The 19,373-nt window shown below is 67.7% G+C and carries 20 protein-coding genes; 8 read left to right on the forward strand and 12 right to left on the reverse strand.

Going from position 1 to position 19,373, the window contains the following annotated elements:
• Positions 1–47: 47 nt before the first annotated feature.
• The 7 genes from QF206_RS02585 to QF206_RS02615 all read right to left on the reverse strand — a co-directional run bounded on the left by QF206_RS02585 (position 48) and on the right by QF206_RS02615 (position 7,502).
• Positions 48–1,703 carry an amidohydrolase gene (locus QF206_RS02585; RefSeq protein WP_281487633.1) on the reverse strand — a complete coding sequence of 552 codons (1,656 nt, stop codon included), beginning with the start codon at positions 1,701–1,703 and terminating at the stop codon, positions 48–50.
• 43 nt (positions 1,704–1,746) lie between these two features.
• Positions 1,747–2,679 (reverse strand): ABC transporter permease, encoded by a 933-nt coding sequence (locus QF206_RS02590; protein WP_281487634.1) that lies wholly within the window; start codon positions 2,677–2,679, stop codon positions 1,747–1,749.
• A complete protein-coding gene (locus tag QF206_RS02595; protein ID WP_281487635.1) occupies positions 2,676–3,572 on the reverse strand; it encodes an ABC transporter permease in 897 nt (298 codons plus the stop codon). Before QF206_RS02595 ends, QF206_RS02590 begins: the two co-directional genes overlap by 4 nt.
• The gene (locus tag QF206_RS02600; RefSeq protein WP_281487636.1) at positions 3,565–4,749 is read right to left on the reverse strand and encodes an extracellular solute-binding protein; all 1,185 of its coding nucleotides are present in this window, start codon (positions 4,747–4,749) and stop codon (positions 3,565–3,567) included. The genes QF206_RS02595 and QF206_RS02600 overlap by 8 nt, the downstream gene beginning before the upstream one ends.
• A 93-nt stretch (positions 4,750–4,842) precedes the next feature.
• Positions 4,843–6,027, reverse strand: a complete 1,185-nt coding sequence (locus tag QF206_RS02605) for an ABC transporter ATP-binding protein (RefSeq protein ID WP_422785340.1) — start codon at positions 6,025–6,027, stop codon at positions 4,843–4,845.
• Between the two features lie 318 nt (positions 6,028–6,345).
• On the reverse strand, positions 6,346–6,780 hold the full coding sequence (locus QF206_RS02610) for a low affinity iron permease family protein (protein WP_281487637.1): 435 nt from the start codon (positions 6,778–6,780) through the stop codon (positions 6,346–6,348).
• Between the two features lie 29 nt (positions 6,781–6,809).
• A complete protein-coding gene (locus tag QF206_RS02615) occupies positions 6,810–7,502 on the reverse strand; it encodes a DUF6766 family protein (RefSeq protein WP_281487638.1) in 693 nt (230 codons plus the stop codon).
• Between the two features lie 247 nt (positions 7,503–7,749).
• Here QF206_RS02615 and QF206_RS02620 point away from each other — a divergent pair, with 247 nt between their 5' ends.
• Positions 7,750–8,253 (forward strand): SRPBCC family protein, encoded by a 504-nt coding sequence (locus QF206_RS02620; RefSeq protein ID WP_340309581.1) that lies wholly within the window; start codon positions 7,750–7,752, stop codon positions 8,251–8,253.
• Positions 8,254–8,366: 113 nt separating this feature from the next.
• On the opposite strand, the gene QF206_RS02625 is transcribed toward QF206_RS02620, so the two are convergent.
• From QF206_RS02625 to flgN, 5 genes are all read right to left on the reverse strand, one after another.
• The gene (locus tag QF206_RS02625) at positions 8,367–9,731 is read right to left on the reverse strand and encodes an NAD-dependent succinate-semialdehyde dehydrogenase (protein WP_281487639.1); all 1,365 of its coding nucleotides are present in this window, start codon (positions 9,729–9,731) and stop codon (positions 8,367–8,369) included.
• A 168-nt stretch (positions 9,732–9,899) separates the two neighbouring features.
• Positions 9,900–10,322 (reverse strand): flagellar assembly protein FliW, encoded by a 423-nt coding sequence (locus tag QF206_RS02630; RefSeq protein WP_281487640.1) that lies wholly within the window; start codon positions 10,320–10,322, stop codon positions 9,900–9,902.
• Positions 10,319–11,200 carry a flagellar hook-associated protein FlgL gene (flgL, locus tag QF206_RS02635; RefSeq protein WP_281487641.1) on the reverse strand — a complete coding sequence of 294 codons (882 nt, stop codon included), beginning with the start codon at positions 11,198–11,200 and terminating at the stop codon, positions 10,319–10,321. The genes QF206_RS02630 and flgL overlap by 4 nt, the downstream gene beginning before the upstream one ends.
• Positions 11,201–11,210: 10 nt before the next feature.
• Entirely contained in the window at positions 11,211–12,626 is a 1,416-nt protein-coding gene (gene flgK / locus QF206_RS02640; RefSeq protein ID WP_281487642.1) for a flagellar hook-associated protein FlgK, read from the reverse strand.
• Positions 12,627–12,714: 88 nt separating this feature from the next.
• On the reverse strand, positions 12,715–13,200 hold the full coding sequence (gene flgN / locus QF206_RS02645) for a flagellar export chaperone FlgN (RefSeq protein WP_281487643.1): 486 nt from the start codon (positions 13,198–13,200) through the stop codon (positions 12,715–12,717).
• Between the two features lie 406 nt (positions 13,201–13,606).
• Between flgN and QF206_RS02650 the strand changes: the two genes are divergently transcribed.
• The 7 genes from QF206_RS02650 (at position 13,607) to QF206_RS02680 (ending at position 19,342) form a co-directional block, all read left to right on the forward strand.
• Positions 13,607–14,554 (forward strand): sigma-70 family RNA polymerase sigma factor, encoded by a 948-nt coding sequence (locus tag QF206_RS02650; RefSeq protein WP_281487644.1) that lies wholly within the window; start codon positions 13,607–13,609, stop codon positions 14,552–14,554.
• 105 nt (positions 14,555–14,659) lie between these two features.
• Entirely contained in the window at positions 14,660–15,457 is a 798-nt protein-coding gene (locus tag QF206_RS02655; protein ID WP_281487645.1) for an alpha/beta fold hydrolase, read from the forward strand.
• A gap of 49 nt (positions 15,458–15,506) precedes the next feature.
• The gene (locus QF206_RS02660) at positions 15,507–16,172 is read left to right on the forward strand and encodes an esterase/lipase family protein (protein ID WP_281487646.1); all 666 of its coding nucleotides are present in this window, start codon (positions 15,507–15,509) and stop codon (positions 16,170–16,172) included.
• A gap of 120 nt (positions 16,173–16,292) precedes the next feature.
• Positions 16,293–17,120, forward strand: coding sequence for a flagellin N-terminal helical domain-containing protein (locus QF206_RS02665; RefSeq protein ID WP_281487647.1), 828 nt, complete (start codon positions 16,293–16,295; stop codon positions 17,118–17,120).
• 179 nt (positions 17,121–17,299) lie between these two features.
• Entirely contained in the window at positions 17,300–18,613 is a 1,314-nt protein-coding gene (gene fliD / locus QF206_RS02670) for a flagellar filament capping protein FliD (RefSeq protein ID WP_281487648.1), read from the forward strand.
• Positions 18,610–19,035, forward strand: coding sequence for a flagellar export chaperone FliS (gene fliS, locus QF206_RS02675; RefSeq protein WP_281487649.1), 426 nt, complete (start codon positions 18,610–18,612; stop codon positions 19,033–19,035). The genes fliD and fliS overlap by 4 nt, the downstream gene beginning before the upstream one ends.
• Positions 19,025–19,342 carry a hypothetical protein gene (locus QF206_RS02680; protein WP_281487650.1) on the forward strand — a complete coding sequence of 106 codons (318 nt, stop codon included), beginning with the start codon at positions 19,025–19,027 and terminating at the stop codon, positions 19,340–19,342. Before fliS ends, QF206_RS02680 begins: the two co-directional genes overlap by 11 nt.
• Positions 19,343–19,373 lie beyond the last annotated feature (31 nt).

Below are 19,373 nucleotides of genomic sequence, written 5' to 3' on the forward strand. Positions count from 1 at the left end.
TTTGCGGGCTGGGTGTTGAATGGCGGCGCTGCTGTCGGATGTCGACCTCAGGCGTCGGAGGCTGCGAACACTCGCTCGCCCTGCACGAACGTCTGCAGCACGCGCGTCTCGCCGATCTCGTTGGCAGGCCCGGCGAAAGGATCGCGATCGAGCACCACGAGATCTGCGAATTTGCCGACCTCCACGGTTCCGGTCACCTCGTCCAGGTGGTTCACGTACGCGGAACCGGCCGTGTACGCGGCGAGCGAGGTGGCCAGATCGAGCGACTGCTCCGGAAGGAAGGCCTCGTAGTCGCCCTCCTCGAGACCGGGTGCGGCGACCCGGTTCACCGCGACATGGATCGCCGCCATCGGGTTGGGGGTCGACACCGACCAGTCGCTCCCTGCGGCGAGCACTGCACCGGCTCGCTGCAGGTCTCGGAACGGGTACTGCCAACTGCTGCGAGGTTCGCCGAGGAAGGGGAGCGTGAGTTCGACCATCTGCGGTTCGAGCGACGCCCAGAGCGACTGCATGTTCGCGGCGACGTCGAGCTGGCGGAAGCGAGGGACATCGTCGGGGTGCACGACCTGCAGATGGGCGATGTGATGGCGGTGGTCGCTGCGGCCGTTCCGCGAGATCGCGTGCTCGACGGCGTCGAGGCATTGGCGCACTGCTCGGTCGCCGATGGCGTGGAAATGCAGTTGAAAGCCGAGACGGTCGAGCTCGGCGGCCGCAGGCAGCAAGGTCTCGGGGTCGACGAATGAGATGCCGGAGTTATCGGTCGGGTGCCCGTGGCCGTCGCAGTATGGCTCGAGCATCGACGCGGTGAAGTTCTCAGCGACTCCGTCTTGCATGATCTTCACGCTCGTCGCGGCGAAACGGCCGGCGCGGAACCGTTCACGGCGCTCCACGAGCGAGGGGATCTGCTCGAGGCCGGCGCCTCGATCCCACCAGAGCGCACCCACGACTCTGGCCGTCAGACGCCCCTGCTCGGCTGCTGCGAGGTACGCGGGACCGGGGTCGCCGGCATCCCCGTAGCCGCCGACGATCGCATCCTGCCAAGCAGTCACGCCCCGCTCGTGCAGGTACTGCTGCCCGAGCATGAGCGCGTCGACCAGCGTGGCGAGCGAGGTCTCGGGCAGATGCCGGTTCACCAGCGTCATCGCCCCTTCGTGCAGCGTGCCGGTCGGGTTCCCATCGGCATCCCGCTCGATGCGACCGTCGGCGGGGTCGGGGGTGTCGCGGTCGATGCCCGCCAGGCGGAGTGCCGCCGAGTTCACCCACGCGCCGTGACCGTCGCGGTTCGGAAGGAACGCCGGACGGTCCGGGACCACCCGATCGAGCGCCGCGGCGGTGGGCGTGCCTCCCGGGAATGCCGACATCGACCAGCCGCCTCCGAGCACCCACTGGTCATCCGGATGCTCGGCCGAGTACCGGGCGATGCGAGCGAGGTAGTCGTCTTGCGAGTTCAACTCGGAGAGGTCGCAGCGCAGCAGATCGAGGCCGCCCCAGACCGGGTGCACATGCGCGTCTTGGAATCCGGGCACCAGCATCCGACCGGCGAGATCGACCACCTCTGTGCCGGTGCCCACCAGGTCACGCAGTTCGTCGTGGCCGACCGCGATGATGCGCCCGCCGGCGACCGCGACAGCGCTCGCTCGACGCCGTTGCGCGTCGGCGGTGAACACGGGTCCATTGATGAATACGAGATCCGCCTGGGTCACGGGGCCTCCTTGGGGTTTAAGCCGCAGTCGAGTCGCCTGGGCGTCAGTTTCCGGTCATGGTGCGAGCGATCTGCGTTGCGGAGTCGCCCGAACGCCTGAGCACGACCGCGACCAGCGCCAACGCGGCGAGCGTGAGCACGAGCATGACGGTCGAGACCGAGGCGATCTCGGGGCGCAAGCCGCTGCGCAGGGCGCTGAGCACATACACAGGCCAGGGTGTGGTGCCTGACACTTGTACGAACGCCGCGATGACCGTGTTGTCGAGACTCAGGGTGAACGAGAGCAGGAATCCGGCGAGGACGGCCGGCATCGCCAGCGGCAAGGTCACCCGTCGGAACGTCGTGAGCGGGCGGGCGTAGAGATCGCTCGACGCCTCCTCGAGTTGCGCGTCAAGACCGATGAGGCGGGCGCGGACGATGTACGAGACAACAGCGATCGAGAACAGCGAGTGGCCCACTACGAGCCGCACGATGCCGTCATTGAAGATGCCGAGCCCGAGGTCTTGCCCGAGCAGCACGAGCCAGGGGAGGAGCGCAACGGCGTCGACGATCTCGGGCGTCACCGAGACGAGCAGCAGGAGTCCGAGGAACCAGTAGGCCCACTTGCCGGGATGCCGGGCCATCGCGATTCCGGCAAGGGTTCCGAGCAGCGTGGCGAGCACCGCGGCGATGAATCCCGTCTGCACCGACACCCACACCGCGTCTCGAATGGCGGGCTTCTCGACCAGTGCGAGGAAGGAGTCGAAGCCGAATTGCTGCCAGGCGACGAGCAGGCGGCCGACGTTGAAGGACGACACGATGATCACGATGATCGGGGCGAACAGGAAGACGAACACCGCGATGCCCCAGACGGTGAAGCCGACGTCCGTCCACGAGCGCCTCGGGCCGCGCGAGCGCCGCCTGACACCGCTGCCGCTCGTTCGTGCGCGCTGCGCTGCGAGCGTTTGGGTGGCGGTGCTGCCGGTCGGGGGTCTCATCGCACTGCCTCCTTCGTGTCGAGCACGAGCCGTTGGCGCGCGCGGAGTGGCCAGGTGACCAACCACACGAGCACGGCGCCCGCGGCGACGGTCGCCATGATGACGAGAATGAGGAGTACCGCCATGGCGGAGCCGAGCGCCCAGTTCTGCGCGGTCTGGAACTGGCTCGCGACAAGCTGACCGACCATATTGCCCTTCGCCCCGCCCAGGACTGTCGCGGTGATGTAGTCGCCCATGAGCGGGATGAACACGAGCAGCACCCCCGCGATCACGCCGGGTCGGGCCAGCGGAAGCGTCACCCGGAAGAATGTGCTCCATCGACCGGCGCCCAAGTCCTTCGAAGCCTCGCGCAGGGAATGCCCGACACGGTCGAACGCGACGAACAGGGGAAGGATCATCAGCGGGAGGTAGTTGTACACGACGCCGATGAGCACCGCTGTGCGCGTGTAGAGGATGTCGAGCGGGCCGTTCAGCATGCCGATCGACTGCAGCAGCGTCGACGCCCAGCCCTCTGGGGCGAGGATCACCTGCCAACCGATCGTCCGCACGAGGAAGTTGGTCCAGAACGGCACCATGACGAGCGCGAGCAGGAGGCCGCGCCTGGATGGCGGGGCCTTCACGGCCATCCAGTACGCCGCGGGCAGACCGATCAGCAGGCAGAGCAGCGTGCCCGCGATACCCACCCACAGCGTGTTCTGGAAGGTCGCGAAGAAGGTGGGCGACATCGCCTCGGCGTAGCGGTCGAACGAGAGGACGTCATTGGCGTGCGTGCCGAAGATGCCCGGTTTGTAGCCGAAGCTGAACCAGATGACCATGCCCACGGGCGCCACGAAGAAGATCAGCAGCCACGCCCAGGCAGGGATCGCGAGCGCGATGCCGGGGGCTCTACGCACCTGCGGCCGCCTTCATCTTGTTCCAGATCTCAACGATGCGCTGTTGCGCTTCGGTCACCTCGCCTTCGTGCATCGTGGCGACCTGCTCCGAGCTGAAGAACACGAGGTCGAGCATCGGCAGACCGGCATCCTCGGCGGCGCTTTCGATGCCCTTGGCGCCCGTGTGGTAGCCGATGTAGTCGACCTGCAGCAGTTGATTCTCGGGGGTGAGCACGTAGTCGATGAACGCGTGGGCGGCTTCGGGGTTCGGTGCGCCGGCAGCGATGGCCCAGTTGTCCATCCAGATCTCGGTGGCGGGAGCGCCGAGCACCCACTGCCAACGGTCGGGGTCGGGGCTCTCCAGGATGCCGATCCGGGCATCGCCGTTCCAGACCTGCATGAGCGCGTGCGTGCCCTGTGGGATCGCCGCGCCGCCGGGGTAGGAGTCGAACGCGGACACGTGCGGGGCGAGGGTGTTGACGAGGAAGTCCTCGGCGGCGTCGAGATCGCCCTGATCCGTTGTGTTCCAGTCGATGCCATTGGCCCAGAAGTAGAGCCCGGTGAGTTCAGCCGGGTCGTCCAGCACCGAAGTCGAGCCGCTTGCCTCGTTCTGGGCGGCGTCGATGAAGTCGTTCCAAGTCTTCAGCTCGCGCGTGATCTTGGTCTTGTCGTACACGAAGCCCGTGGTGCCCCATGCCTTGCAGATGGAGTAGTCGTTGTTCGGATCCCAGGCGCGACCGAGGTAGTCGGCATCCATGTGCTCGAGATTCGGGATCAGGTCGCGGTTCAGCTTCTGCAGAAGGCCGTTCTCGATCATCTGCGGGATGAACACGCCCGTGGGAACGACGATGTCGTAGCCGGAGGTGCCCTTCGCGGCGACGAGCTTCGAGATGAGCTCCTCGTTGGAGTTGAAGGAGTCGAGCGTGATGCGTGGCCCGAGTTCGTCGGTGAACGCCGACAGCACATCGGGGTTGTCGTAGTCGCCCCAGGTGTAGATCGAAAGTTCCTTCTCGAGGGGTCCGCCGGTCGCCTCGGTGCTCGGTGTCTCCCCGCCGCCGGGGGAGCAGGCAGCGAGGGCGCCGGTGACGCCGAGGGCACCGGCCAGAGCGAGGAAGTTGCGCCGGTTCAGTTCACGGCGGATGATCGGCGCGGCGCTCGCGCTCGCCAGGATGCGGATGGGGGAGCGTGATGCGTTCATCTGGAACTCCTTGCAGTCGGTCGGCAGGGACAGCGGAAGGTGAGTGTCACGGCGGCGCCTGCCGGCCGACGGCCGGAGCAGACACCCTCTGGGTCAGGCGGTGGGCGGTGGGACGTATCCGGCGTCTTCGGGAGCGTCGTCGAGGGGGAAGAGCTGCACGTTCTCGGCGGCCCAGGTGCAGAGGACAGGGTCGCCGGCGGACAGTTGCGGCGCAGTCGGTGTCGGTCGCCTGACGATGAGGCTCGTGGCCTCACCGATCTCGACCAGGTACTGCATGGTCTCGCCCTGGTGCGAGATGCTGAGCAGGGTTCCGGATGCCGCATTCACGCTGCCGCGCTCGCCGCGGGTGGCGGCGGCATCCGCTCGCTCGATGCTCACGGACTCCGGACGCACCGCCGCTTGTCCCTCGGTATGACCCACGAGTGCTGTTTCACCGGCGCGAAGCACCACCCCGGACGGCGTCGTGACCGCGAGGCCACCATCTGCCACGGTGCCGCGAAGGAAGTTCTGCTGCCCGACGAACGCCGCCACGTACGCGGAGGCCGGACGGCCGTAGATCGTCGAGGCGTCGGCGAGTTGCTCGATGCGGCCCTCGCGCATGATCGCGATGCGATCGCTCATCGAGAGCGCCTCGCCCTGATCGTGCGTGACGAACACGAAGGTGATGCCGAGCTTCGCCTGCAGCAGTTTGAGTTCCAGCTGCATCTCCTCGCGGAGTTGCCGGTCGAGCGCGCCGAGCGGTTCATCGAGCAGCAGCACCGAAGGCCGGTTGACCAAGGCGCGGGCCAGCGCGACCCGCTGCTGCTGTCCTCCCGAGAGCTGCATGGGTTTGCGGTCTGCGAACGAGCGCATCTTGACAAGCTCGAGCGCGGAAGCGACCCGCTCTCGCAGCTCCGATCGTGGTGTGCGGTGCTGCTGAAGCCCGTAGGCCACGTTCTCGGCGACACTCATGTGCGGGAAGAGCGCGTATGCCTGGAACACGGTGTTCACATTCCGGCGGTAGGGCGGCTGCCCGAGCACCGAGCGGCCCGAGATGCGGATGTCGCCCTCGTCCGGCTGCTCGAAGCCGGCGATCATGCGGAGCGTGGTGGTCTTGCCGCAACCCGAGGGCCCGAGCAGCGAGATGAACTCACCCGGTTCGATGCGGAGCGAGAGACCGTCGACCGCGACCACGCCGCTGTACCGCTTCACCAGCCCCTCGAGGACGACAGCGCCCGAGGCATCGGTGCCGCTCTCTGGCGGCGTTGCGGTGGCGCTCTGGGTTGCCTCGATCGTCACTGATCGACACCTCCTGGGTCGTGAAGCATCATCGCTCGTCTGGCCATTCAAGCCAGGTTTCCCAATCCCGGTCAACCTTGACGCGCGTGTCTCGCATCTTCTCGGCCAGCGGTCCAGGGAAGAACCGGCTCTCGACTGATTCCGAAGGAACTGACTGTCAGCGCCATGGTTTCGCCACATGGATCGCTCGGCGGACAAGCAAATCCGCACCTACGGGCCGGGTGGAACCCGGTCGTTGCCGAGCCGAAAGCGCGTGCGAAAACCGCGACCGCAAGTGGCTCGCCGTCCGGAACCCGGCGAGCCACCGCGACTGCGCCGTCAGCGGTCGATGGGGTAGTTGCGCTCCTTGCGCTCGAGCTTCCGTTTGCGGTCGTCGGTCGTGTTGCCGCTGCTGCTCTCGCGATCCTCGAGGCCGACCGCGTCGCGCAGTTCAGCGGCATCCTTGTGCAGGCCCTCTTTTTCCATCAGGTCGCTGAGCGAGTCGGCGATCGCGTTCAGCTTGTGCTGCAGCGCGAGGTCTGCCCTCGTCTGACTGTTCTGCAGCAGAGCCACGAGCAGGAACGTCACGATCGTGGTGAGCGTGTTGATGATCAGCTGCCACGTGTCGATGTTCCGCAGGAACACGATCGAAGGCGCCCAGACGATGACGAGCAGCACGCAGAACGCGAAGAACCACGCACGGCTGGTCAGCTCCGAAACGCGCGCGGCGAAGCGATCGAACCACCCGACATGGGCGGAGATATCCGAGGGCATGACTGCTTTCTGCACCATGGTCTTGCCTTTCACTCGCCCGCGTCAGCGGTATCGAGGTGGGGCGCACCCACCTTCTTGGACTCCGCTGAACCGCGCTGCCTCAGGTAGATCGCGAGCGCGGCCATGCTGCCCACCGCCAGGAACTCGCTCTGCCAGTTCTGCAGGGTGCGGTTCCAGAAGTCGGCCGACGCGATGTAGTCGAGCCAGCCGATCGCCGGGTCGCCGTGCATCGCCTGGTCCTGGTTGTAGGCCACCACGCCCGTGACCGACTGCGCCCACCACGACAGCAGGAAGATCGCACCCATCACGAGCAGCAGCGAGTTGGAGAAGACCTTCTCGCGCCACCCTCCCATGCGCACCCACTTGGGCGAGTCCTCTTGCGCGTACTCGCCGACGAGTTGGTCCTTATCGCTCTGCGGACCCTCGTCGCCCGGCTTCTTCGACTCGGGCGAGCCCTTCTGCACGAACCAGATGGTGCCGAGGATGAACAGGAAGAACTGCAGATACTCGGATTGCCAGTTCTCCGCCACGTCGACGGCGAAGCTGCTCGAGGTGATGAAATGCCAGTAGGAGACCTCGGGCATGCCGTGCGCGACCTGGATCTCGTTGTGGTCGATATGACCGACGATCGACTGCGCGATGAGCGCGGCGAGGAAGATCACGCCGAACGCGAAGCTCAGCGCGTGGTTCCGGACGCCCGTCGGAATGCGGTTGATGCTCATCGCGGTCACCGGCCCATGAACCCGATCGTGAGCATAGCCACGAGGCCCGCTCCGATGACGACCAGCCAACTCGTGAAGGCCAAACGCATGACAACCTCCTCCGTGAATACGAGCGCCAGTGCGTTCAGAGCGTGGGGCCACCTCCTCGTCGCACCGGCTGCAGGTCCTCGCGTGGAACCGTGAACGGGCACTGAGTGTTCGTCACGCCTGCGTCTCAGACAGTACGCTCGCCCGGACGGTCGGCAAGATGGCTGACCGCGACTTCTCCGGTGCGGCGCGCACCGCCGGGGTGTGTCACCATGGCGCCACGATGGCGACCAACTACAGGCTCTTCCACTGTCGACCCGAGGACGTCTTCGCCGTGCTCGCGGACGGGTGGAACTACGCCGCCTGGGTGGTGGGCACGAGTCGAATTCGAGGGGTGGATGAGACCTGGCCCGCGCCGGGCGCGAAGCTGCACCACTCGTTCGGCCTGTGGCCCGCCGTGGTCGACGACGTCACCGTCATGGTCGCGTGGGACCCGCCGCGGCACGCGATCCTGAAGGCTCGAGGCTGGCCGCTCGGTGAGGCGTCGGTACGGTTCGACGTGCGTGAGCACCCGCGTGGTTGTGTGGTGCGAATGGGCGAGGATGCCGCGGCCGGCCCCATGGCGAAGATTCCGGCCGCACTGAGGCAGCCCGGCATCCGTTTCAGGAACTCGGAGACGCTTCGCCGTCTCGCTTTCCTGGCCGAGGGCCGCGCACGAAGCTGATTCTGGAACGTGCTCCTGGCGCGCGCGCCTGAGTGCTGCAGGGCAGACGACAGCGGCGCGGCCCGACCGGAGTCGAGTCCGCGCCGCAGCGGTGCGGGAAGCCCGCGAGATCGTCAGGCGATGCGGATGAGCTTCTTGTTGACGAACTCGTCGGCACCGTACTTGCCGAGCTCACGTCCCGAACCGGAGCGCTTGATGCCGCCGAAGGGCAGCTCAGGGCTGTCGGCACCCACGATGTTGACGTACACCATGCCGGCCTCGATCTGGTCGGCGACCCGCGCCGCCTGGGCGGAGTCGGTGGTGTAGACGTAGGAGCCCAGGCCGTAGGGCGTGTCGTTCGCGAGCTCGACCGCTTCCTCCTCGCTCGACACCTTGAACACCTGAGCCACGGGCCCGAAGAACTCCTCGCGGTACACCGGGTTCTCGGGGCTCATGTTCGTGAGCACCGTGGAGTCGAACAGGTTGCCGTCTCGCGAGCCGCCGGTGAGCACCTGCGCGCCACCCGAGACTGCCGCGCCCACCTGCTGCTCGAGCCGGTCGGCAGCGGCGGTCGACGACAGCGGGCCCATGTCGGCATCGGCTGCCGGGTCGCCGGCGTCGACCTCCTTCATGGCGGCGGTGAACTTCTCGAGGAACGGCTCGTACAGCTCATCGATCACGATGAAGCGCTTGGCTGCGTTGCACGCCTGCCCGGTGTTGTCGACGCGTGCGGCCACAGCGTCGGCCACGGTCGCGTCGAGGTCGTCGGTCGACAGCAGCACGAAGGGGTCGCTGCCCCCGAGCTCGAGCACAACCTTCTTGAGGTTGCGGCCGGCGATCTCCGCGACTGCGGCACCGGCGCGCTCGGAGCCGGTCAGCGAGACACCCTGCACGCGCGGGTCCTCGATGATGGTCTCGATCTGCGCGTGCGAGGCGTAGATGTTCGTGTACACACCCTTCGGTGCGCCCGCGTCGGTGAAGATCTGCTCGATCGCGGCCGCCGACTCGGGGCACTGCTCCGCGTGCTTGAGCAGGATCGTGTTGCCGATCATCACGTTCGGCCCCGCGAAACGCGCCACCTGGTAGTAGGGGAAGTTCCAGGGCATGATGCCGAGCAGCACACCCATCGAAGCCTTGCGAACGACGGCCGAGCCCTCGCTGCCGGCCATGAGCTTGATCGGCTCGTCGGCCATGAACTCTTCGGCGTTGTCGGCGTAGTACTCGTAGATGTCGGCGCTGAAGTCGACCTCACCGAGCGATTGCTCAAGGGGCTTGCCCATCTCGCGCACGATGATCTCGGCGAGCTCCTCACGGCGCTCCCGGTGCAGCTCGGCCACGCGGCGCACGAGCGCGGCGCGATCGGCGACCGAGGTGGTGCGCGACCAGGTGCGGTGCGCCTCGTGGGCGGCGGCGATGGCGGCCTTGAGGTCGTCGTCAGAGATGGTGGGGAATGTCTTGACGGTCTCCCCGGTGAGGGGGTTGGTCACGGCATACGTCATGGTTCTCCTTGTTCGGGCATTCGACGGCGGTGTCCGTGCGCCGAGCGCACGCATGTCTGATGGACACGCTTGCCTCAAGGGTATCGGCGGGAGGGGCGCCTGTCAGCGGCTGGCGCGCGGGCGCGCAGTCGATGGGCGCACGTCACCGAGCAGCCGCGGGTTCGGGTGCTATCCGAGCAGCTCGGCCAGCGGCGCCTTGAGCGGCCAGCACGCATCGTCGAGGATCACCTGCGAAGCGGCCCCAGTTGCCTTGTTCACGACGATGGGAGCGAGCAGGTTCACGGTCGTCGCCTCGTCCGCCGGGTTCACCACGACGAGCACTTCGGCGGCGTCGGGCGTGCGGATGCCGAGGGCGTCGGCCGCCTCGTCGTTGAGCTCTGGCGAGTACGACGGCAGGCACTCGCCCGCATCGAGCACGAACAATCGGGCACCGCCGCCGCTCTGCGCCGGTTCGGCAGCGGACGAGGTCTGCCCCGGCGACGCGGAGCGGAGTGCGTAGAGTCCGATGGCGCCCTCGACCTGGTCGAGCAGGTAGTCGACCTGCCCGTCGAGACCGGGCAGCGGCTCGAGCAGTCGAAGCCGGCGGCTCATGCCAGGAAGTCCATCAGCGTGGACTGCAGCACTCTCGACGTCACGTGCAGCGCCGCCTGGTAGGAGGTCTGCTGCAACTGCAGGTTCATGATCGCCTCCGCCAGGTCGACGTCTTCGACCCCTGAGCGCGCAGCTTCGAGCGACACGGCATCCGCCATATTGAGCCCCTCCGTTCGCATGATCTGATTGTGTCGCGCTCCCACGGCCGCGTGGTGCTCGAGCACACTGTCGAGGTGGCTGTCGACGGCGCCGATATGCGCTCCGACCGGCGTTCCCGCGCGGAGGTCGTCCGCGATGCTCCGCACCAGCGCGAACATCGAGCCGGTGCCCGTGCCGAAGATGGCGGCACCGTCGGCATCCACCCGCACCGTCGTGTTGTCGGCTATCCGGCGTTCCACTGGCGCGCCGGTGCCCGTGTGAGCGAACGCGGGAGTGAAGGCCACTCCAGCGCCCGAGGTGCCAGCGAACACAGACCGGCCGAGGTACTGGGTGTTGGCCTGCGCCAGCAGGTCGTCGGCGAGCCCGTCGAGCTCCGCCGCAATCGCCTCGCGCGCCGTTGACGACAGAGCGCCCTGGTTCGCACCACGCACGGTCAGGTCGCGCACGTGCTGCAGGATGCCGGTCGTCGACGCGAGCGCTCCATCGACGGTCGAGAGCCAGCCCTTCGCGTCGTCGAGGTTCCGCGCGTGCTGCGCGTTCGACGAGATCGCAGAGCGCACCTGCATCGCCGTCGCGGTGGCGGCCGGGTCGTCTGAGGGCGCCAGCAGCGCGCGTTGCGAACTGGCCTGCTCGTGGCGCCGCGCCAGTTCGGCGCGCGCGGAGTTGAGGTTCATGAGCGCGTTGCTCGCCATCAACGAGCCGGGGGTCCTGCTGATCACCGTTCCTCCTCTATCGGCCGACGAGACCGGTGCGGTTGATGAGCGTGTCGAGCATCTCGTCGATCGTCGAGATGACTCGGGCCGCACCCTGGTAGGCGGTCTGGTACATCATCAGGTTCAACGTCTCCTCGTCAGGGTCGACTCCGCCGACCGAGGCCTGCTGGTCGCGGGCCGCATCCAGGGCCAGCGCCGAAAGGGTCGACTGCTGCTTTGCGCTCCGGGATGCCACTGCCGTTCCGGTGACGAAGGTCGACCAGGTGGCGTCCACGCTCCCCGGTCCGTTGCGAAGCTGAGCGATCGCATCCGCGATCGAGCCGTCCAGCGAGCCGGCGCCCGGTGCGGCGACGGCGATATCCGCAACGCCCGTCGCCGCCACGCCGAGCCCGAGCGCTGGCGGCGCGGCCGCATCGAGCGAGAAGAAGTCGAGGCCCGAGGCGCCGGTCACGCTTTCGCCCGTCTGGTGCACGGCGTTCACCTGAGCCGCGAGAGCGGTCGCGAGGCGGTTGTAGGTCTCCGCTGTCTCAGCGATCAGGCCGCCGGTGCCGCCGGCGGTCGCCGGGGCGAGCGCCGCCAGTGTTCCGGCGAGCTCGCCGGCCTCGAGGCCGACGGGAGCGCCACCGCGCTCCCATCCGAGCGTGACGGCCGCGCCACCGAGCACGTAATCCCCGGTCAGCGCGAGCGGATAGGTGCGGTCGGCGCTCACGAGTGGATTGCCGGCCACCAGCACCTCCACGGTGCCGTCAGCCGCCGGGCGGGACTCCGCGCCCGTGATCGCGGCGATCCGCTCGATCAACTGGGCTCGCTGATCGATCAGTTCGTTCGGCGATGTGCCCGCAGCGAGGTTCTTTCGGATCTGGGCGTTCAAGTCGCTGACCTGGGCAGCGGCGGTGTTGACCTCGGCGACGAGCGCGTCGGCCTTCGTACGAGTCTGCTGCCAGAGGGTCGCAGCGCTCCGGTAGCCCTCAGCGATCGAGGTCGTGAGGGTGCGCGCCGTCTCGAGAAGCGCCGCTGCGGGGGCCGCCTCACCGGCCCGGTTCCCGAGGTCTTCCCACGACGACCAGAACGCCTGCAGGCGAGCAGCAAGGCCGTGCTCGCTCGGCTCGTTGAACGACTTCTCGATCTGCGAGAGCACGTCGGCCCGCACGTCCCAGTAGCCCGAGGATGCCGACGCCGTGCGCACGCGGGCGTCGACCCACTCGTCACCGATTCGAGCGACACCGAGCACCGAAACGCCGAGTCCGGGCGTCGGCGCTCCGGATTGCAGCAATCCGAAGCTCGACGCGGGCGGCAAGGCCGCCTGAGTGACGCGCTGGCGTGTGTATCCGGGTGTGTTGAGGTTCGCCATGTTCTGACCGACCACATCGACACCGCGGCGGGCCGCCGCGAGCCCGCTCCAAGCCGTGTTCAGAGCGCCGAAGGTGCTCAAGGGGTGTCTCCGTTCGTCAGTGGGGATCGCTCATGCCATGAAGGCGCGGCGGGCCCGAGGCCTCTGCGTAGGACTCGCGCGCGGTGCCTCATAGTGAGGTGTCCAGCAGACGGCTCGAACCCTCGTCGCGCTGCGGCTTGCCGTCGGCCGAGTAAGTGCCGGCATCCCGTCCGATGCCGTCGAGGGTCTCTCGTGCGGCGCGCGAGGCCGTCTCGAGCAGGCGCGTGTTGCCATCGCGCAGTGCCGCGACCTCGCTCGTCAGCTGGCTGAGCGCGTCGAAGTGCGAGGTGAGGATCTCGCGCCACGCGGGGGTCGGTGCGTGCTGGATGAGCTCACGCAGGGTGGCCTGCTCGGGGGCGCCCCACGCCTCAGCGACCGCCGATGCCTCGACTGCGCGGCCGAGCCCAGCGCCGCGGAGCTTCTCGAGCACATGCTCCAGTTCACGCGTCGCGAGCGGAAGCCAGCGGCTCTCGCCGGCGGTCAGCAGCAAGCGCTGAGTCTCGAGCTTGAACAGCACGGTCTCGAGCAGTTCTCGCTCGCGCCACAGCACGGCCGACAGTTCGTTCGAGCCCACGCTTCCTCCAAGAGACACCGGCAACTTCGGGGGGATGCCGCCGGCTTCGCGCCGGCTGGAGCGCCGATCCGGTTCGAAGACTACTCTCGGCCGCCCGTGCGGCCGCGTAAGCGCGGCGCGAGGGCGAAGTCGTGGGCGTCTCCCGGTCCGGCCCGCGCGGTAAGGGAAAACCCCGTGGTTGCGCCCGTGCGGCTGGCCCACGTGACCCGTTCGGGAGGGCCCAGAAGTGGGGCATCGGGGGAGCGCTGTGGCCCGAGACCACTGAGCTAGCCTCAACACAGGCTGCAGCGTCGCGGGGCCGCCGACCCAGGCCCCCGACAACCCGAACTGGAGCCGCCACCCGAGCAAATAGGTTCAGCAGATGTGCGTCAGCACATGACATGGCAGCGCTCAGGGGGAGAACGCAGTGGCTTTGTCCGAGACCAGTTCGGCACCGACTTCGATCGGGATCACAGACCGGGATACCGACGATCCGGCGGCGGCGAGAGCCGAACGCAATCGGCTCGTGGTGGAGAATCTTCCGCTCGTCGGCTACCTCGTCTCCGAGGTGTGGGCTCGCGCGTCGCATCTGTCCCGTGACGATCTCGCGGCGGCCGGTGCCCTCGCGCTCGTCACGGCAGCTGATTCGTTCGACCCGGCCTACGGGGTGCCGTTCGGCGCCTTCGCACGTCGCCGCATCATGGGCGCGTTCGCCGACGAGATGCGCGCAGCCGACTGGGCTACGCGCGGAGCTCGTGAACGCATCAAGGCCGTGACCTCCACGCGCGAGACGCTTTCCAATGCGCTGGGGCGCGCTCCCGAGGTCGAGGAGCTCGCCTCGGCGACAGGTCTTGATCGCGCCGCCGTGGTGGAGGCCCTGAACGACGCGGCGCGCACGGTGCAGCCGCTCGATGAGACGGTCGCCGACCGCTTGGCCTCCGACGCCGAGGCGCCCGGCGAGACCCTGCTCGTCGAGGAACGCCTCACCTATCTGCGAGCGGCCGTCGAGGCACTGCCGGAGCGACAGCGGGCAGTCATCGAGCAGGTCTACTTCCAGGACAAGAGCGTCTCAGAGATCGCCCGCGAGTTGGGCATCACCCACTCAGCGGTCTCGCAGCAGCGCTCCGCAGCGGTGAAGCTGCTCAGGGAGGGGCTCGCCGCTCACTACTCCGACTCCGACGAAGCGCTCTCGGCATCCGGAGCGCCCGCCTCGTCACCTGGAGGGCTGCGGAGCGCAGCCGGCCAGCACGTCGGCGCACCGAGCGTCAGCGAGGTCACCGGCCCCGCGGCTGCAAAGCGCATCGCCTACCTCGCGAGAATGGCGGCGCACCCGCTGCTGCGCAGGCCGTCGCTCACCGAGTCGGTCGCGTCCTGATGCTGTCCTGATCCCGCGCTTCTCCTGCCCGCTCCCGTTCCTGCCCACGGTCGAAGTCGCCACAGAGCCCTGCTCGATCAGCAGCGGCCAGCCTAGGCTGGCGAGGTGACCGGGCGCGCGATCGAAGAAGGCCTCAGAGCGCGCGTGTGGCGCGGCACCACCTATTGGAGCGGACGAGCCCGCCTCCGCGACCTCGGGGTCTTCGCGAAACGCTTCCCCTCCACGGTCTCGGGCCCTCCGTTCGTGCTCGTGCACGGCATCGGTGTCTCATCGCGTTATTTCCACCCCCTGGCGGTAGCGCTCGCCGAGTACGGCCCCGTGTACCTCATCGACCTGCCCGGATACGGGGCGGCACCGAGCGCTCGACGAGACGTCAGCCTCGGTGAGCACGCAGCAGTGCTCGCCGAACTGCTCGACGCACTCGGACTCGTCGACCCGGTGCTGGTCGGGCACTCCATGGGGACGCAGATCGTCAGCCGTCTCGCAGTCGACCGTCCCGATGTCACCGATCGCCTCGTGCTGATCGGTCCCACGATGGATCCGGCCGCACGCAGCTTCCTTCGGGCGAGCCTTCGACTGGGGCACGACCTTCTGCGTGAGCCGCCGCTGACCAACGCCATCGTCGTATGGGACTACATCGTCCGCTGTGGACCGGTGTACTACTTCCGGCAGCTGCCGCACCTGCTCGATGACCGCATCGAGAGGCGGATGCCGCTGCTGACCGCTCGAACCCTCGTGCTTCGTGGCGACCGCGACCCGATCGCTCCGGCGGCCTGGTCGCGGCGACTGGCTGAGCTGGCCCCCGATGGCCGCTTCGAAGAGGTCGAAGGGGCGCACGTCATGATGTTCACCGACCCTGCGCGCGCCGCGAGGCTCATCGCGGGGCACGCGACACAGCGATGAACGGCGGACACGAGGCACTCGGGACGCGAGCGGGAATGGGAACCGCTCGATGAACGGATCGAGACGCGCCACGCTGCGTGAGTTGGCCCGCGACTACCGCTGGGCGATCCGCCAGCAGGCGATGAGCGCGCGCGCACCGAGGCCGCTTGTGAACGAGGGGGATCCGTCACGACATCCGGTGCTGCTGATCCCAGGCGTGTGGGAGACGTCAGGGTTTCTGGGCGCGCTCGAGCAGCACTTGCGCGAGCGTGGACACCGCGTTCACACGCTTCCCGGCCTCGGCTTCAACCTGCGCCCGATCGACGAGTCGGCCGAGCTCGGCGCCGAGTACCTGAAGCGCGCGTCACTGGAGCACGTCATCATCGTCGCGCACAGCAAGGGCGGACTCATCGGAAAGCGGATGCTGCTGAGTGCCCCCGATCGGGTTGACAAGCTGATCGCGATCGCCACGCCGTTTGCCGGCTCCCGGTACGCCGACTACTTCATCGCTCCGAGCTTGCGAGCGTTCCGCCCCGCGAATGCCTCGCTCCGCGCGCTCGCCGCAGAGGAGGAGGCGAACTCGCGCATCGTCTCGATCTATCCGCGCATCGATCCGCACATCCCCGAGGGCAGCCTGCTCGAGGGCGCGCTGAATGTCGAACTGCCCCTCGTTGGGCACTTCCGGCTGCTCGCGGATCCGCTGCTCCTCGCCGCGATCGACGAGCACCTGGATTGAGGGCTGCCGAGCGCGGCTGCGAGAGCGATTGCTAACGGCGGGTCACGTGCTGCCGATAGGTCTGGATAGCCGGCCCACGGATGGGCAGGTGTCACCACACCCAGTCACGGAGGAATCACCATGGGTATGCAGATCAACACCAACGTTGCGGCGCTCAACGCTCACCGCAACCTGTCGAACACGCAGAACGACCTGTCGAAGTCGCTCGAAAAGCTCTCGAGCGGTCTGCGCATCAACCGTGCTGCTGACGACGCCGCGGGTCTGGCCATTTCCGAGGGTCTGCGTGCGCAGGTCAACGGTCTGGCTGTCGCCGCTCGCAATGCACAGGACGGCGTCTCGGTCATCCAGACCGCTGAAGGTGCGCTGACCGAGGTGCACTCGATCCTGCAGCGTGTTCGCGACCTCGCTGTTCAGGCGGGCAACGACTCGAACAACGCTGACTCGCGCGCAGCGATCAAGACCGAGATCGACGCCCTCGGCGACGAGCTCACCCGTATCGCGGCTTCGACCAACTTCAACGGCATCAAGCTGATGGATGGATCGGTGCCGACTCTGACGTTCCAGGTCGGTGCGGGCAGCACGGCAGCCGAAGACCAGATCGCCGTCACCCTGACGGACTTCTCGGGACTCGGCGCCACAGTGAAGGCGCTCACTGTCGACTCGGCGGCGAACTCGCTCGCCTCGATCGCTTCGATCGACACCGAGATCGCAGCAGTGTCGACCGCTCGCGCGGGCTACGGTGCGGCGCAGAACCGCTTCGAGTCGACCATCAACAGCCTCAACGTGGCGCGCGAGAACCTCTCGGCCGCAGAGTCGCGCATCCGCGACACCGACATGGCTGCCGAGATGGTCAACTTCAGCCGCGCGAACATCCTCTCGCAGGCGGGCACCGCGATGCTCGCCCAGGCGAACGCCGCGAACCAGGGCGTGCTCCAGCTGCTCGGCTGATCCGGCCGTCGCGCGCCCGGAGACCCAGGGCAGCGACACGGAACAGGCTGAGCCTGAACGACCCGGCGGCGGTGCGAGAACTGGACCTCTCGCGCCGTCGCCGGGCTCGTAGTACCACCGGCATCCCGAACAGGATCCCGAACCCCGACTCGTTCCGGCCCCAATCAGAAAGGCTTCGCATGGCGTTCGCTGTCGACGGTCTCGCGAGCGGGCTCGACACCACTGCGCTCATCAACTCCCTGATGCAGATCGAGGCGGTGCCTCAGACCCTGCTCAAGCGGCAAGTCGCCTCGACCCAGACAACCCTGAGCGCCCTGCAGAACCTGAACTCGCGCGTCGCGGCCCTTGGCGAACGAGCCAAGGAACTGCTGAAGCCACAGGCGCTCGCTCCCGCTGCAGCCAGCAGCAGTTCGGATGCCGTCACCGCAACCGCCCGCCCCGGCACCGCTGCCGGGAGCATCGACATCATCGTCGATCAGCTGGCGTCGCGGCAGAGCAGCGTTTCAGCAGCGATGAGCGAATGGACTGCGGGGCCGCTCACCATCTCGACCGCTGCCGGAAGTGTCGTCGTCGACCCGGCAAGCGGTGCTCTCGACGACCTCGTCGCTGCGATCAACGCGAGCGGCGCGGGCGTCTCGGCGACGAAGGTGTCGGTGGGCGGCGGCCTTGCGCGATTGCAGCTCACGTCGGCGACATCCGGAACCGAGGGCGCGTTCACGGTCTCGGCGGGCGGCTTCACCGATGTGGTGCCGGCCCGTGACGCTCAGGTGCGACTGTGGGCGGGCACCGGTGCTGAGCAGGTCATCACCTCGTCGAGCAACACCTTCACCGACCTGCTGCCCGGTGTCGATGTCACCGTGCGGGAGACCTCGACCGATGCCGTCACCATCGACGTGGCGCGCGATGACGCGACGATCACCGAGTCGGTGACCGAGTTCGCCGGAATGATCGGCCAGCTCGTGCAGTACATCGCGACCAACTCAGCGGTGACGGTGTCGAACGGCGCCGGAGGCAGCACCACCAAGGGTGGCATCTTCACCGGCGACAGCATGGTCCGCGATGTGCGAAGCCGACTCACGGACGCTGCGATCGGCCCGGTCGATGGGCGCTCGCCCTCCGAGATCGGCATCACCATCACTCGACAGGGTGCGATCGAGTTCGACGAGGAGAAGTTCACCGCCGCGCTGGCAGACGACGCCGCCTTCGCCCAGCGAGCGATCACCGTCATCGCGGAACGCATCGCATCGGCGAGCGACCTCGTCTCAGACAAGTACGACGGCATCCTCACTCAGAAGATCACCGGTCAGGAGTCGACGGTCAAACGCTTGAGCGACCAGGTGCTCGAGTGGGATGCACGGCTCGAGCAGCGACGCACGACCCTGCAGCGCACCTACGCAGCACTCGAGGTGGCGATGGGTCAACTGAACGCGCAGTCGTCATGGCTGAGCTCACAGTTGGCGGGTCTCAGCACTGGGCAGGGGAGCAAGCGATGACCACGGGCCTCAACCAGTACCAGCGCGACGCCGTGCTCTCGGCGAGCCCCGCGCAACTCGTCACGATGCTGTACGACCGGCTGCTCGTCGATCTCCATCGCGCGAAGCGCGCTCAAGCCGGAGGCGACTTCGCAGAGGCTTCTGTTCAACTCCTCCACGCCCAGCGGATCGTGCAGGAACTGGCGGTGTCGCTCGACACCAGCCGATGGGCCGAAGGCACCCAGCTCGCAGCCGTGTACGAGTGGGTGCAGTCGAGGTTGATTCACGCCAACATCCGGCATGACGCCGAAGCTGTGATCGAGTGCATCGCGCTGCTCGAGCCGTTGCAGTCGGCCTGGCACGAGGTGCTGGCAGGCAGGTCTGTCGCGCCCCCATCCTCAACGTCGGCCAGTGAGCAGGGCGGCGTGCTCGGTGTCGCCTGACTCCTCCGAGACGCGGGAAGCGGGCGCTGCCCGCACCGACCTCGACGCTTGGGTCACCGAGTTCGAGCGTCTGGAACGCTCGCTCGACGACGAGCATGGTCTCTTTTCGGGGTGGGAGCCCCCGGCATCCCTGGTCCCGATCCCGGAATCGCTCCGGGCACGTGCCGAGCGCTTGCTGGCGCGTCAGGAGCAACGCTTGTCTGAACTGCAGACGCGCGCCGAGGACGTCAAGAAGCACCTGCGCGCGCTCAACACCGTGCCGCCCGCGAAGGAGCACGCGGCAGTGTTCCTCGACGTCACAGGCTGACGCACGCCGTCCGCCGCCGCAGTGCACGCAA

The organism is Ruicaihuangia caeni, assembly GCF_029952955.1.
In the GTDB taxonomy this organism is placed as follows: Bacteria; Actinomycetota; Actinomycetes; order Actinomycetales; family Microbacteriaceae; genus Ruicaihuangia; species Ruicaihuangia caeni.

Coding starts and splice junctions, on each gene's coding strand:
- QF206_RS02590 (WP_281487634.1), bottom strand. CDS start 2,679: ATGAGACCCCCGACCGGCAGCACCGCCACCCAAACGCTCGCAGCGCAG.
- QF206_RS02600 (WP_281487636.1), bottom strand. CDS start 4,749: ATGAACGCATCACGCTCCCCCATCCGCATCCTGGCGAGCGCGAGCGCC.
- QF206_RS02610 (WP_281487637.1), bottom strand. CDS start 6,780: ATGCCCTCGGATATCTCCGCCCATGTCGGGTGGTTCGATCGCTTCGCC.
- QF206_RS02615 (WP_281487638.1), bottom strand. CDS start 7,502: ATGAGCATCAACCGCATTCCGACGGGCGTCCGGAACCACGCGCTGAGC.
- QF206_RS02620 (WP_340309581.1), top strand. CDS start 7,750: ATGGCTGACCGCGACTTCTCCGGTGCGGCGCGCACCGCCGGGGTGTGT.
- QF206_RS02625 (WP_281487639.1), bottom strand. CDS start 9,731: ATGACGTATGCCGTGACCAACCCCCTCACCGGGGAGACCGTCAAGACA.
- QF206_RS02630 (WP_281487640.1), bottom strand. CDS start 10,322: ATGAGCCGCCGGCTTCGACTGCTCGAGCCGCTGCCCGGTCTCGACGGG.
- QF206_RS02660 (WP_281487646.1), top strand. CDS start 15,507: ATGAACGGATCGAGACGCGCCACGCTGCGTGAGTTGGCCCGCGACTAC.
- QF206_RS02665 (WP_281487647.1), top strand. CDS start 16,293: ATGGGTATGCAGATCAACACCAACGTTGCGGCGCTCAACGCTCACCGC.
- fliD (WP_281487648.1), top strand. CDS start 17,300: ATGGCGTTCGCTGTCGACGGTCTCGCGAGCGGGCTCGACACCACTGCG.
- fliS (WP_281487649.1), top strand. CDS start 18,610: ATGACCACGGGCCTCAACCAGTACCAGCGCGACGCCGTGCTCTCGGCG.